Raw genomic sequence first — 13,483 nt, 5'->3', positions numbered from 1 at the left:
GCACTTTATAAAACGGAGGTGAATATGAAAAAATTAAAACTTGGGATACCGAAAGGATCCCTGGAAAATTCAACGATAGCGCTCTTTGGCAAAGCCGGTTTCAATATTTCCGCCAAAACAAGGTCGTACAGCCCCGCCTGCGATGATGATGAGATAGAAGTGCTGCTGATACGCCCGCAGGAAATGGCGAAGTATATCACCGACGGCATAGTCGATTGCGGCCTGGCGGGCTTTGACTGGATACTGGAATCCGGCCTCAAGGTCAAAGAGATATGCGAACTCAATTATTCCAAAAGTTCGTTCGGCCCCGCCAAATGGGTGATAGCCGTCAGAAATGACTCTAAAATCAAGAAAGTGTCCCAGCTTTCGGGAAAACGGATTTCCACGGAGCTCATGAGTGTGCTCAAAAAATGGCTCGCGAAGAAAGGGGTGAGAGCGAAAATAGATTTTTCCTGGGGCGCTACCGAGACCAAGGCCGGCACGCTTGCCGACGCTATATGCGAGCTCACCGAAACGGGAGAATCCATCAGAAGAAACAACCTGAGGGTCATAGATGAGGTCATGGTTTCCACCACGCGATTTATATCATCCCCGTCCGCGTACAGCGACTCCTGGAAAAAATCCAAGATGGAAGACATAGCGCTGCTCCTCAAAGGCGCGCTCAAGGCGGAAGGCCTGGTGGGATTGAAGATGAACGTTTCCGCCGGATGCGTTAAGAAAGTTGAGCAGATCCTTAAGAAGTACAGCAACCCCACAATATCGTCACTGGCCTTCGGCGGCGGTATGGCCATGGAGGTTGTTCTGATGGAAGTGACGGCCAGAAACATAATTCCACTTCTGAAAAAATCCGGAGCCGCCGATATTATAGAGTACCCGCTGACGAAAGTTATACGATGAATGATATAAGAGTGCGTTTCGCGCCGTCGCCTACGGGGTATTTTCACATAGGCAGCGCGCGCACCGCGCTGTATAACTGGCTCTATGCCCGCGGCCGCGGCGGAAAATTCATCCTCAGGATCGAAGACACCGATGAGGCTCGCTCCACCGTGCCGTCTGTCAGGTCTATAATAAAGGGGCTGAAGTTCATGGGGATCAAATGGGATGAGGGCCCGCTCATTGTAAAAAATGAAAAAGGCGAAGACGAGATGACCTCGGTCGGCCCCTGCGGCCCGTATTTTCAGGCCCAGAGAAGGAATTTTTACACTCAGGCTGTTGATACTCTGTTGAGCGCGAAAAGAGCCTATCGCTGTTTTTGCTCTCAGGAGGAGCTCGCCGCTGAGAGAAAATCCCAGCTTGAATCGAAGGGCAGGGGTGGTTATTCGGGAAAATGCCGGGATCTCAGTCATGCTCAGATAAGTCAGCTTATGGCGGAAGGCAAAGAGCCGGTAATCAGGTTCAGGGTGGAAGAAGGCCGGACTGTGAGTTTTCACGACGGCATAAGAGGCGATATCAGCGTGCGGTCTGATGAGATCGGGGATTTCGTGATCATGCGTTCCGGCGGGTTACCGATATATAATTTTGCCTGTGTTGTTGACGATCATATGATGAAGATAAGCGATGTGATAAGAGGGGAAGATCATATTTCAAACACGCCCAAACAGATAATGCTTTATGAGGCTCTCGGCTGGGAAGTGCCGCGTTTCGCGCACCTTACAATGATTCTTGATATTGACGGCTCCAGATTATCTAAAAGGAGCGGGGCCCGTTCCCTGCTGGAATACGCCGATGAGGGTTTCATCAGGGAGGCGATCGTGAATTATCTCGCGCTTCTGGGATGGGCCACGAAAGACAGCCGGAATATTTTTTCTCCGGATGAGCTTGAAAGGGAATTCTCTCTCTCGAGATGCGGTCAGTCGGCCGCGATTTTCGATAATGATAAACTTCTGTGGCTCAACGCCCAGCACATAAAAAACCTTTCAGGCGCTGATATCAGGCGCCGCGCCGCGGCTGTTATTAAAGAAGCCGGTATGGATAAATATCCGGAAGAGAGGCTCACGGCCGCGATTGAGATGGAAAAAGAAAAGATAAAGAAACTCACGGAAATACCCGAAAAGATCGGGTTCCTGTTTGATAGTGATTTTGAAGACGACGCCGATGTTAAGAGCAGGGCCGCCGATACGGTGCATATCGTGGCAAAGCTGGCGAAAGCGCTTGAGAGCGCGGAACCTTTCAGCGGCGAGAAGATAGAGGAACAAGTCAGGGCCTTCGCCAAAGCGGAAGACATCAAGACAAAAGATATTTTCCATCCCCTGAGGTGGGCGCTTTCCGGCCGGTCAAAGGGGCCGTCTCTTTTTCATATGTGCGCTTTTCTCGGAAAAAACGAAGCGCTTAAAAGAATAGGCGGATATGTCGGCCGTTACGGCGGCTCTGGAGGTGAATAATGGATTCAGAATTTTTCGCGTTGGTGCTCATGTTCCAGCAGTCGGTAATGCTGCATCTGGGGAAAATGTCAAATCCCTCAACCGGTAAAGCGGAAAGGAACCTGGTACAGGCTAAAATGTCGGTGGATATCCTGGAAATGCTCAACAAGAAGACAAAAGGCAATCTGGACAAGGAAGAAGAGAAGTTTCTGGCCAATGTCCTTGCAGACACCCAGCTCAATTACGCGTCGGAAGCCTCAAAGCCTGTTGACGCGCCCAAAACAGATGGAACACCGGCGGGTAACGCGGAAGACGATATCAAGGGTACAGAGCCGCCAAAGTAAAAACGGATAATTGTTAAATTTTTTCTAAGGCAAACACCTGATTCATACCGAAGATAAAAGTGTTGAATCCGTATATGCGGAAAAGTCCCGCGGCCAGTTTTTCAACTTTTTCATAGTCGAAATATGATTCGTGTTCGCTGTCTATATCTTTCGCGTATAATCTGATTAGCTTTTCCGCTGATTTCCTGGGCGTTGTGAATATGAATTTTCCGCCGGGTTTTAGCGCTCTGTGGATCTCGCTTATTATCTCATCCGGTTTTTTCACATGTTCAATCACGGCCAGCATTGTAATATAATCAAAATAATTATCAGGAAAATCCAGTTTGTCCGTGATTTCCTCTCCCATAAGTTTATCTATGCCGTATTTTTCACGGCAGTTTATTTTTTGCAGAAAATACGCGTCGCCGCAGCCTATGTCAAGCAAACGTTCGGACGGAATGATGTATTTTTTTACATTAGAATATCTCATGAAACGGGTCATTGGCAGAATAAGCCTGCCCAGAATGCCGCGCCCCCCTATGTAACTCAGATCGTCGGGCGGGGAACCGTATATTTGACCGTTGATGATTTTAATCATTTTCGGCATCCATCAGCGGATTTTGCGGTGTGATATGTTTTTCTTCCGTGATTTTGTAAAGATATGAGTAATCCGACTGATACTCAAGCGTTATGTAGCGCTCCCAAAAATTTTTGAAAATTTGCTCGCCTTTTTTTGACCAGTAGAACATATTATATCCTTTCAGCCGGGACTCTTCGCTCCGGGAGAAAAAAATGTGAGAGACTTTTTTGTCCTTAAGTTTTGTGTAGAAATCCTCGGTATTTTCACTATCATTCGCCCATTCAACTATGGGATTCTTGCCCAGAACCGCGGTGCCCCATATATAGTTCCTTTCCGCATAGAAGGGCCTTGTCTCGGACACAAAAAGTATCACAGCATCTTCCGGAAGCGCTGTGTTGATATAGCGGAAAATTTCACCCGCGTATTTAGGATGAGCCATGCGTGGCCGCCGGATATAAGTGTATTTATCTTCCTGCCCCATCACGAAATTCAAGGCCCCGTGCCCCTTGACCACCATCGCCAATGCAAGATAAACATTGAATGCCATGAGTAAGAGCAGGAAAGTTTTCGCGAAATTTTTAAGGCCGCCTCTGCTGTCGTCAACAATGGCGAGGTATGTTCCCAGAAGGACAGAAACAGAAGTCAGGCCGGGAAGGAATCTCCTCAAATAAGTTCCCCCCACGGTTACCCATAGAAAAGTGTAGGGGATGAGATAAAGGAGAAGGAATTGCGAGCGCTTGCTCAAGGGCGCTTTCAAAAAAATAAGTATGGCCAGGATAAGATAAACGGCTCCGGGGAAAGAACCCTGATATTTTCCCATAGTGACATCCCATAAGGCCGTTACAATCTTCCCGGGCTGTGTTATGGGCGGCTGATCCGTTGTGAAGGTTTCGAAATTTTCGCGCAGGTCGCCCCGGAAATCGGAAATTTTTCCCGCGAATTGAGGGAAAAGGGGATTGCCGGTAGCGATAAAGGTTCTTATGTACCACGGTCCCGATGTTAATATTGCAAAAGCCAGGAATATAGCGTGGTTTTTTAAGGTTGATTTTAACGGCATTTTGATTTTCAGGATATGCCATAACCAGAAAGCCGCCGAAACAGAAAGGAGAGATATTGCCGCGGGATGTTTGGCGCCGAGGGAAAGTCCCATGGCCGCGCCCGAAAGAGCCAGAAGAAGGCGGTTTTGGTTTTTTAGATATTTGATCAGCGTGAATATCATCAGGATTTCCCAGAAGCCCTGGCCTATTTCGTTTCCGGTTCTCCATGTCTGCATCATCAGGAGGGGTGTCGTATAATAGATCATGGCCGAAAAAAGGGAGATGCCCCGTTTTTTTGTCAGTAAAAAAGCTGTTTCATAAATCATACCGCCGGTGGCGATGGCGAAAAACCAGTTTATCATCTTCGCGCCGGAAGAATTTGAGAAAGACATCACCGCCGCGAAAAGCGTTTCCATATTCAGGGGATAATAGGATTGATTGATAAAGGGGATAACGGAGATCTTATGATTTTGCAGCCACCATTTCGGTATGGCTAGATGGTAAACAAGGGAATCGTAATAAGTTTCGGGGGTCAACGCTCCTATCAGATTCACGACTGCGGTGGATACAAAGACCAGAAAAAGCATTTTTTCAAAAAGAGAAAATTTCCCATTGGTTGCGCCGCTGAAATGTATTTCATTTTTTGATCGAAAACACAGGAACAGCCCGGTCAGAAGGATGCTGTAAATCACGCCCGGATAAAATAGACCCGTATAACCGGCGGAAAGCAGTGCGAGAATGAGAGCTCCCTGGCCGAATCCGAAGTGATATAAGAACATATTCGGCTCCTTAAAATTTTTGAGGAATTTTTGAAATAAAAACTTCCCGAAACCATATCCGGCTGTTATTACACCGAGTGCTGCGGCGATGGTTAGAAAATGGCGGAAAAAAGCGGAAAAAATTCCCGGCACGGGGGCTCCGGAAATTTTATCGCTGAAGGTCAGCAGCCGTGAAAGATTTGAGATTATGCCGATATGCCACGGAAAAAACTTCACAGTAACTATAATCCCCCATAAGGTGAATACCGCTGCCTGCCACCAACCGAAATCTTTCTTTTCCCGACGTTTTACCATAGGGTAATTTACTTTTTCAGCTTAAAGAGGTTCGACAGTGATGTCTCATTGTGTATGCAGTTGATCGCCTGCGCGAAAAGTTTTCCCACCGAAAGGAGCTCTATTTTTTTTGACGATTTTTTAAGGGGAATGGAATTGGTGACAATGACTTTTTCCAGGGGCGCTTTTTCCAGTTTGGCCACGGCATTGCCCGAAAGGACGGCGTGGCATCCGAGAAGATATATTTTTTCCGCGCCATTTTTTTTGAGCGCCTCCGCCACGCCCGCGGCGGTACCGGCGGTGTCTATGATATCGTCGTAGATCAAACAGTTTTTCCCCCTGACATCGCCTATGATATTGAGGATCTTGGCCTTATTCGGCCCCGGCCGCCGCTTGTCAACGATGGCCAGGTCGGCTTTTATGTGCTTTGCCAGCGCCCGCGCTCTGTCTACGCCGCCGGCGTCGGGCGAGACGACAATGCTGTTTTTTAATCCCATTTTTTTTATCTGTTCGACGAAGACAACTGACGGGTACAGGTTGTCGACGGGAATGTCAAAGAATCCCTGTATCTGTCCCGCATGCAGTTCAAGGCTCAGTATTCTGTCCGCGCCGGATGCCGTAAGAAGATTGGCCACGAGCTTAGCCGTTATCGGCACCCTCGGCTCGACCTTTCTGTCCTGCCGCGCGTAACCGTAATAAGGCATCACGGCGGTTATTCTTTTGGCGGAAGCCCTTCTCAACGCGTCTATGATCGTCAGAAGTATCATCAGGTTATCGTTGACCGGCGGGCAGGTGCCCTGAATAATGAAAACATCTTTCCCGCGGACGTTATCTCCTATTTTTACAGAGCATTCCCCGTCCTGGAAAGAGCTGATGTCGATTTTGCCGGCGGCGATATTCAGGTATTCGCAGATATGGGCCGCAAGAACGGGATTTGAACCGCCTGAAAAAACAGCGAGATTCTGATTCTTTTTCATTTTTATTTCTCCTTAACGGGCGCCTTTCCGAGCGCCCTTTTTGTTCACACTTCTTTGGATTTTCTCCGCCATCGCAAGATCCGTCTTTGAGTTTATCCCCATAAGGAAAGAATCATTAACGGAATTCAGATTTTTTATTTTCATACCGGCCCCCGCTGCTATTTTTATAACATCGGTGAGATAGTATTCTTTTTTCAAAGGGTTGGGCCTTATTTTTTCCAGTAAGGCGAATATCTCAGGGGCGCGAAAGATATAAATGCCGCTGTTTACGGTCTTTATGCGTTTTTCCGAGGCCGTCGCGTCAAGTTCCTCTCTTATATCTGTCACCTTGCCGTTTTTTTTGATGAGCCGGCCGTAGCCCGAGGGATCATCTCTCGTGGCGGTCAGAACGCTGATATCGTTATCGTTTAAAATATGAAAATCTATCAGCCGGCGGAGCTGGGATGATTTCAAAAGTGGCACATCGCCGGGCATTACAAGCAGCCGCCGGCCGACTTTTAATTTTTTGACTTTCGCGAGGGCATCGGCGGTGCCGAGTTTTTTTCTCTGGCAGGCATAGCGGCAGTTTTTATATTCAGCGATGTGATTTTTGACCTTTTCGCATCCTATAACGAGTATTATATCATCCGTAAGTTTTTTTGTTTCAGCGTAAATATGGTCTATCATGGCTTTTCCGTCGACCTTGTGCAGCACTTTCGGCAGAGATGATTTCATTCTGGTGCCTTTGCCGGCCGCGAGTATCACCGCGGTTAAATCAGAGTTTTTCATATTTTGAGATCCGGCGCCGGTGTCAGAGGCAGTGATTTATTCTGCCAGAAACCTCTGCAGGCTATCATGACCGCGTTGTCGGTGCAGAACCTGGCTTCAGGATAAAAGAGCTGTATGGAATTTTTCGCGCATTCTTCCTCGAGCCGCGAGATTATGTAGCTATTGGCCATAACGCCGCCTGCCACAAGCACGCGCTGGCAGAGTTTTCTTTTGGCGGCGGCAATGATCTTACCGGAGAAGACAGAGGCCACGCTGTTCTGGAAAGATGCCGCCAGATCCGGAAGTTTTTCTTTAGCGGTTTCCTGGATCAGGTTTTTAACAAAAGTTTTTATGCCGGAAAAAGAAAAATCTTCAGAACCGTCTTTAAAACGCGGTACGGGGAATTTCACGGCCCGCTCATTTCCCCCTTTTGCGAGTTTTTCTATCTCCGCGCCGCCGGGATAGGGGAACCCGAGCATTTTAGCCGTTTTGTCAAAAGCCTCGCCCGGCGCGTCGTCTCTTGTGCGGGCGAGCATTTCGAATTCATCATGGGTTTTGGCAAAGACGAGATCGCAGTGCCCGCCGGAAGCGGTCAGCCCTATATAGGGCAGGCTTATGTTGGCTGTGAGAAAATTAACCGACAGATGAGCGAGTATGTGATTGACCCCGAAAACGGGCTTGTCGTATAACGCCGCCAGCGTACGGGCCGCTGTGATTCCCACCAGCAGGCTTCCCGCCAGGCCCGGCCCTACGGTGACGGCCAATCTGTCTATATGCTCCATATCGAAGCCGCTCTTAAACAGGGTTTCCTCAACAACAGCGTTTATCGCTTCAAGATGTTTTCTTGAAGCCAGTTCCGGCACGACACCCCCGAACCTGCGGTGATAAGGTATCTGAGAGGCGACCACTTCGGAGCATATCTTCTTACCGTCTTTTACGATCGCGCAGGCCGTTTCATCGCAGGAAGTTTCAATTCCGAGCACAAGCATTTCAGATATTATCCATGAGTCTGGAAAGCGGCACTATTTCCACGTCTTTGAGTTCCCTGGATATTTCTTTTATCGCGTCCGCGGTGTGCCTGCGGGTGGCGTGGCCGATCGCAATGGCGCTGCCGTTTTTACGGGCGATCGAGGCCGCTTCCAGCAGCCGTTTCTTCACTTCCCCGGCGGAATCTATGTTGTCAAGGAAAATATTGTTCCGCAGGCATTTAACCCCGGACAGAGATGCCGTTTCCCGGCAGACACTCTTCGGCGAGGTGGCCGAATCCAGAAAAAACAGACCCTCTTTTTTTAAAAGAGTCATAACGATTTTCATTTTTTCCCTGTTTTCCGTAAACAGTGAGCCCATATGATTGTTCATGCCCTTTACGCCGGGCACGCAGCCCAGCGCCGCTGTGATTTTTTTTATGATTTCATCCCCTGTCATTTCCGCGCTTAAAGCGCCTTTGCCGAGAGCTTTCATATCAGCTTTATGCGGTTCCATCGGCATATGAAGCAGGGTGTCAGACCCGCTCCTTGCCAGTGACTGGGCTATCACGCGGCTGTATCTCTGATAAGGCAGGATGGCGTATGTTAAAGGAAGGTTGAGTTGCGTGAAAGAGGTGAGCTGTTTTTTGCTGCCGCCGCAGTCGTCTATTATTATGCATAGTGACGGCCCGGCTTTTTCGCCGCGCAGAGTTATAAGGCAATAAATATTTCCGTCCCGGAGGATTTTGATCTCCCGCGACAGGTGGTCATCCTCGTCTTTGACGGAGAGGGCGTATTTGCGGCGGTTCTCCACATTTTGTAAAAGATTGTCGGCGCTGAAAAGCCCCCACAGGGGTTTTCTGATGAGTATTTTTTTGTTTATTTTAAGCCACTCCACCCGGTTTTTTTTCTTTTCCTCCCACCAGGAAGTGACGTTTTTCTCCGGTACGCCGGCTGTTAAAAGGACGCTGTTGATGTTTTGTTCTATTTTAAGGCAGTCATCAACACGGTTTTCTGTTTGCAGGAGCAGTAACCATGCCGCCGCCGCGGCGGCGGATAAAAAAAGCACAGGCAGCAGCCGGGTTCTCTTTTTGCGTTTTGCCATTAATTTTTAGAAACTTCCGGAGGCGTTAAATTCCCCGAGAATTTCATTTCCGCGAAAAGTATTTCTTTGGCGCGCTCAAGCTGCCGGTCGGATATGTGTTCTTTTTCTTTTTTTGCTTTATCTTCTTCGGATAAGCCGTAGATTTTTTCCGACTGCTGCATCAGTTTTATACTCTCTTCTCTTGAAAGTGTCACGCTTATGTCGGGCTCAATGCCCGTTTCATGTATACAGATGCCTTTAGGGGTGTAATACTTAGCCGTCGTCAGGCGAAGCTCGGAACCGTCCGAGAGGTTTATCAGACTCTGTACCGAGCCTTTTCCGAAAGTTTTCTCTCCCAGCAGGACGCCTCTGCCCCAGTCTTTCACTGCGCCTGCCACAATTTCTGATCCTGAGGCTGAACCGTGATTTATCAGCACCACCAGGGGTATTTTTTTGTGGAGGGTTTTTTCCGCATAAAATTTCAGGTCCGAATTTTTTTTGCGGCCTTTTGTGTAAACAACCATCTGGTCTTTTTCCAGGAAATGTTTTGACACTTCCACCGCTGATGTGAGTAGCCCCCCCGGGTTGTTCCTGAGGTCCAGTATGAGCGAGCGCATGCCGGATTTTTCAAAGCCGTTATAAAACGCGGCGAAGTCGTCAGGAGTTTTTTCATTGAATTCCGTCACCTGGATATAAGCTATTCCGTCGTTCAGCATTTGGGATTTGGCTTTAGGAACGCTCTCTATTTTTATCTCTTCGCGTGTGATCGTCACATCCTGCGTCTCTTTGTCCCGCGCTATGGTGATCGTCACTTTTGTGCCGGGTTTGCCGCGCAGTTTTGTCACGGCCCCCATCACATCTATGTCTTCCGTGCTCTCCCCGTCTATCTGTATTATTTTATCGCCGGGGAGTATCCCCTGCCGGAAGGCGGGAGTGCCGGGCATGGGGGTGATGACCGTGAGCCATTTGTCGCGTATGGTGATCTTTATGCCGAGTCCCCCGAAAAAACCCTGGGTTTCGCTTTTCATAAGCTTCGCGGCTTCGGGTTTCATGAACTGCGAAAACGGGTCGAGTTTTTTTATCATGCCGTTTATGGCTCCCTCGAGCAGTTCGGAAGTCCCTTTTTCCTCCACATAATTATTTTCTATGAGAGACAGCACATCGTTAAACAGCCGCATATCCTCGTAATCTGTTTTGGACGCACCCCATGCCACCGCACCGATAAAAAACGCGAGCATCAAAGCTGGAATTTTTCTCATAAACTCACTCCTTAATAATTTTTGAGCAGCCAAAGGCCCGGATCATCCGGTGTGCCGCCCCGCCGTATTTCAAAATACATTGTTTCTCCGCGTAAAACGCTTCCTATAATAGAGGATGTTTTTACGCTGTCGCCTTTTTTCACATCTATCTCGCTAAATCCGGACGTTACGGTATAAAATCCGCCGCCGTGTTCTATAATAACAGTTTTTCCGTAACCCTTGAAGTATCCGGCGAAAGAAACCTCGCCGTCCCTGACGCTCCGCACGCATTCGGTGGACGCTTCTATTTTGATACCCCTGTTCACTATATAGGTATCAAGAATGGGATGCTTCTGTTTTCCGAAGGGGCTGATTATGGCGCCCTCAACCGGCCAGGGCATTGTTCCCCGCAGCGCTTCCAGCTCCCGCTCTCTTTCTTTTTCAATCAGAAGATCTTTTTTCTTCCTCATAAAAGTTTCAAGAAGGCGGTCTATTTCTTTTTTGCTCTTTTCTTTTTCTTCAAGCTCTTTGCCGAGTTCCGTTTGCTCTTGGCGGATCTTGTCCAGAGACTGTTTATAGCTGGATTGTATTTTTTTACTGGACGCCACTTTCGCCGTGAATTCGCCGAGAGCCACTTCAAGCTCCTCTATTTTTTTTTCCACAGTCTGTTTCTCCGAGGCGAGTTTTCGCTGTTTTACGGAGCAGCTCCGTGCGAAAGCGGTTACTTTTTCTACCAGATCACCCAGCAGGAACGACTTTATCCTTGACTTGCTGCCTTCCTCAAAATCATGCATGAGAAGGATTTCCCCCCCGTTGTCCGAAACGCATAGTTTTTTTATGACCGCGGCGTTTTCATCGGCAAAAATCCTGCTTTTTCTGCCCAGCGCCCCTGTCTGTTCGAGTTCGGCAATCAGGGAATTAAGATCGTCCCTGCGGGCCTGATAGTCGGCGTTCAGTTTATTTATCTTTGAAGTGAGTTGCTGAATATTCGCTGTCAGCATGTCTATTTTGATCGCCGTGGTCTGTTTTTTTTCGGTAAGTTCGTCGATTTGACCGGACAGTTTGTCTATTTCATCCGTTATGCTTAAGAATTCACTGTTGCTGCGGAGGATGTCCTGTTCGATTTTATTTATTTTTGAGTCCAGTTCCGCCGCAGTCGCAGCGACGGACAGAATAATTATCACGGCCAAAGAAGGGGACAGTCTCCATCTACGAACCGCCTTGGCGGACTTACAGCTTCGTCCGTAATGGGGACAGTCCCCGTTCAAATTCAAATCAAACACTTTTTATAAGCCTGGCCGCTGACGGAAGGAATGAGAGAAGCAGCAAAAGGACTGTCTGCGGGTAGGTGGGAAAAACCATGGTGTTCCCGCCGGTTGTCTGATATAAGGCCAGCAGAATCAGTATAGATATGATCAGGGAAGACAGCGGAATCAGGGTGATTTCAGTGGCATATTTGAGAACGATATCCCGCCGGGGCACATTTCTCTCGGAAAGGAATCGAAATTTTTCTGAGAGATATTCCATTGACACGAATGCGGCGGCCGCGGAGGCCAGGGCGCTTAATATGAGCATGGCCGCTATAAAGCGGACAGCTTTTTTGAAATCTGACGCGAAGACAAAAAGTTTTTTTACGGCGTTGCCCCCGGTGTCGGAATATTTGATTTCGGCAAGGGCGTTAATCTGCTCCGCGATCCTTCCGAAGCGTTCATAATTGAGTGTGCCCGGGTAAATTTTCAGAATGGACGGGATTTCTACATCCTTGATCGAAATCAGTATATCCTTTTTTGCCAGCGCGCCCTCGAGCGCCGCGAACACCTCGTTTTCCGTGAGTATGACGATGTATTTGACTCCGGAGATCGCCGCTATCCTGTTTTTGACCGCGGACAGATCCGCCTCTGAGCGGCATTCCGTGTAAGCGGTTATGAAGACGCTGTTTTTTAGTTTCTCAAAATATCGTTCCGAAGATCCGCGGAACATAAAAAGCGCGCCTGCGCATGTCAGGAAAAGCGCGTGCGCCATCAGCGCAATCAGTTTATTCCTCGCTGAGTTTTCCATCTTTAAGGAGCAGATGCCTTGTGCCGGCCGGGCAGGCGGCAGGGCACGGGAGAGTGCTTGAAATCAGCATTGCCGTGCCCAGGGCGTGTTTTTTTTCGGCGGCCTGGATGAAACGTATGCGGTTTTCATTGTCAAGCGCGGCGAGAGGATCATCAAATAAGAGTATTGCATCTTCAAGCGCGAGAAAAGTCGCCAGCCTCAGCATCTGCCGCTGGTTTCCTGAGAGACTTTTCGCGGGTATATTTCTCAAATCGAAAAGGCGCATGTTTTTCATAAGTTCCGCCAGGGTAAAGGCCGCGTCCTCTTTTTCCCGCGAGAGGGCTTTAATGTTGTTTTTTACGCTTTCGTTCTCAAGGAGAGCGGCCTGAGGTGTGCACAGGGGGACTGCGGTGTAGGAAAGCAGCCGCCCTTTGGACGGTTTCAGTCTCCCGGCGAGTGTGCGCATAAGCAGGCTTTTTCCGGACCCGCCCGCGCCTTCCAGCCAGACAAAATCCTTCTGCTTTATTTCCGCATGCACATTTTTGAAAACAACCGAGCGGCTGTTTTCAAGCCATAGATTTTCAGCTTTAATGAGTAGTTTCATAATTTCAGCTTATCTTTTAATAAATTCAGAAAGATTTGAAAAGCGCATTCTTCAGCGATACGCGGCAGCTCCGCGCGGTTTCTCTTGTTTGGAGAGGAGAGTTTATCCATATCCTTCATGAAATTTGCCGTCTTGTCGGAATACGTCACGGCGGTGAAATCCGCGCCGGAGACCGTCGCCAGTACCAGAGAGTGGAAAGGGGTGAGTATGAAAAAATCACAGCCGGCGAAAAATTTCTCCGCCCCTGCCATATCTTTTATGAGAACGCCCCCCCCCCTCCGGCCAGATACCGTGCCGAAGGCATATCCCCGGGGCTCAAAACGGCGAATTTAAATTTCGCGCCCGGCCATTTTTTTTGACACAGTGATATCGCTTCCTTCACCTCGCCGGTTTTTCGACGGGGAATAACGCCTATTGTTTTCGGAGGAACGAGATGGCGGCACGGGAAGTTTTTAAGCGAACAAGCGCAATCGGCGCTC

At 48.6% G+C, this 13,483-nt stretch carries 14 protein-coding genes; 3 read left to right on the top strand and 11 right to left on the bottom strand.

Going from position 1 to position 13,483, the window contains the following annotated elements; all coding sequences use genetic code 11:
* The first annotated feature begins 18 nt into the window (after positions 1 to 18).
* From FP827_08650 to FP827_08640, 3 genes are read left to right on the top strand one after another with little or no spacing between them, the layout of a single operon-like run.
* Positions 19 to 897, top strand: a complete 879-nt coding sequence (locus FP827_08650) for an ATP phosphoribosyltransferase (protein ID MBA3053132.1) — start codon at positions 19 to 21, stop codon at positions 895 to 897.
* A complete protein-coding gene (locus FP827_08645) occupies positions 894 to 2,381 on the top strand; it encodes a glutamate--tRNA ligase (GenBank protein MBA3053131.1) in 1,488 nt (495 codons plus the stop codon). The genes FP827_08650 and FP827_08645 overlap by 4 nt, the downstream gene beginning before the upstream one ends.
* Complete coding sequence (locus FP827_08640; protein ID MBA3053130.1) at positions 2,381 to 2,704, top strand: DUF1844 domain-containing protein; 324 nt, start codon at positions 2,381 to 2,383, stop codon at positions 2,702 to 2,704. Before FP827_08645 ends, FP827_08640 begins: the two co-directional genes overlap by 1 nt.
* A 13-nt stretch (positions 2,705 to 2,717) precedes the next feature.
* On the opposite strand, the gene FP827_08635 is transcribed toward FP827_08640, so the two are convergent.
* The 11 genes from FP827_08635 to FP827_08585 all read right to left on the bottom strand — a co-directional run bounded on the left by FP827_08635 (position 2,718) and on the right by FP827_08585 (position 13,255).
* The gene (locus FP827_08635; GenBank protein ID MBA3053129.1) at positions 2,718 to 3,290 is read right to left on the bottom strand and encodes a class I SAM-dependent methyltransferase; all 573 of its coding nucleotides are present in this window, start codon (positions 3,288 to 3,290) and stop codon (positions 2,718 to 2,720) included.
* Entirely contained in the window at positions 3,274 to 5,373 is a 2,100-nt protein-coding gene (locus FP827_08630) for a hypothetical protein (GenBank protein ID MBA3053128.1), read from the bottom strand. The genes FP827_08635 and FP827_08630 overlap by 17 nt, the downstream gene beginning before the upstream one ends.
* Positions 5,374 to 5,381: 8 nt before the next feature.
* Positions 5,382 to 6,329, bottom strand: a complete 948-nt coding sequence (locus FP827_08625) for a ribose-phosphate pyrophosphokinase (protein MBA3053127.1) — start codon at positions 6,327 to 6,329, stop codon at positions 5,382 to 5,384.
* A 12-nt stretch (positions 6,330 to 6,341) separates the two neighbouring features.
* Positions 6,342 to 7,097, bottom strand: coding sequence for a hypothetical protein (locus tag FP827_08620; protein ID MBA3053126.1), 756 nt, complete (start codon positions 7,095 to 7,097; stop codon positions 6,342 to 6,344).
* Entirely contained in the window at positions 7,094 to 8,074 is a 981-nt protein-coding gene (tsaD, locus tag FP827_08615; protein ID MBA3053125.1) for a tRNA (adenosine(37)-N6)-threonylcarbamoyltransferase complex transferase subunit TsaD, read from the bottom strand. The genes FP827_08620 and tsaD overlap by 4 nt, the downstream gene beginning before the upstream one ends.
* Positions 8,067 to 9,146: a divergent polysaccharide deacetylase family protein gene (locus FP827_08610; GenBank protein ID MBA3053124.1), complete on the bottom strand. Its 1,080-nt coding sequence runs from the start codon at positions 9,144 to 9,146 to the stop codon at positions 8,067 to 8,069. Before FP827_08610 ends, tsaD begins: the two co-directional genes overlap by 8 nt.
* Positions 9,146 to 10,384, bottom strand: coding sequence for a S41 family peptidase (locus tag FP827_08605; protein MBA3053123.1), 1,239 nt, complete (start codon positions 10,382 to 10,384; stop codon positions 9,146 to 9,148). Before FP827_08605 ends, FP827_08610 begins: the two co-directional genes overlap by 1 nt.
* 11 nt (positions 10,385 to 10,395) lie before the next feature.
* Complete coding sequence (locus FP827_08600; protein ID MBA3053122.1) at positions 10,396 to 11,553, bottom strand: peptidoglycan DD-metalloendopeptidase family protein; 1,158 nt, start codon at positions 11,551 to 11,553, stop codon at positions 10,396 to 10,398.
* Positions 11,554 to 11,638: 85 nt separating this feature from the next.
* Positions 11,639 to 12,421: a hypothetical protein gene (locus tag FP827_08595; protein ID MBA3053121.1), complete on the bottom strand. Its 783-nt coding sequence runs from the start codon at positions 12,419 to 12,421 to the stop codon at positions 11,639 to 11,641.
* A complete protein-coding gene (locus tag FP827_08590; protein MBA3053120.1) occupies positions 12,399 to 13,004 on the bottom strand; it encodes an ATP-binding cassette domain-containing protein in 606 nt (201 codons plus the stop codon). The genes FP827_08595 and FP827_08590 overlap by 23 nt, the downstream gene beginning before the upstream one ends.
* Complete coding sequence (locus FP827_08585) at positions 13,001 to 13,255, bottom strand: hypothetical protein (protein ID MBA3053119.1); 255 nt, start codon at positions 13,253 to 13,255, stop codon at positions 13,001 to 13,003. Before FP827_08585 ends, FP827_08590 begins: the two co-directional genes overlap by 4 nt.
* Positions 13,256 to 13,483 lie beyond the last annotated feature (228 nt).

The organism is Candidatus Omnitrophota bacterium (genome assembly GCA_013791745.1).
GTDB lineage: Bacteria > CG03 > CG03 > CG03 > CG03 > CG03.
The sequence above is the reverse complement of the archived record's forward strand: the minus strand, read 5'-3'. Positions and strand labels throughout refer to the sequence as shown.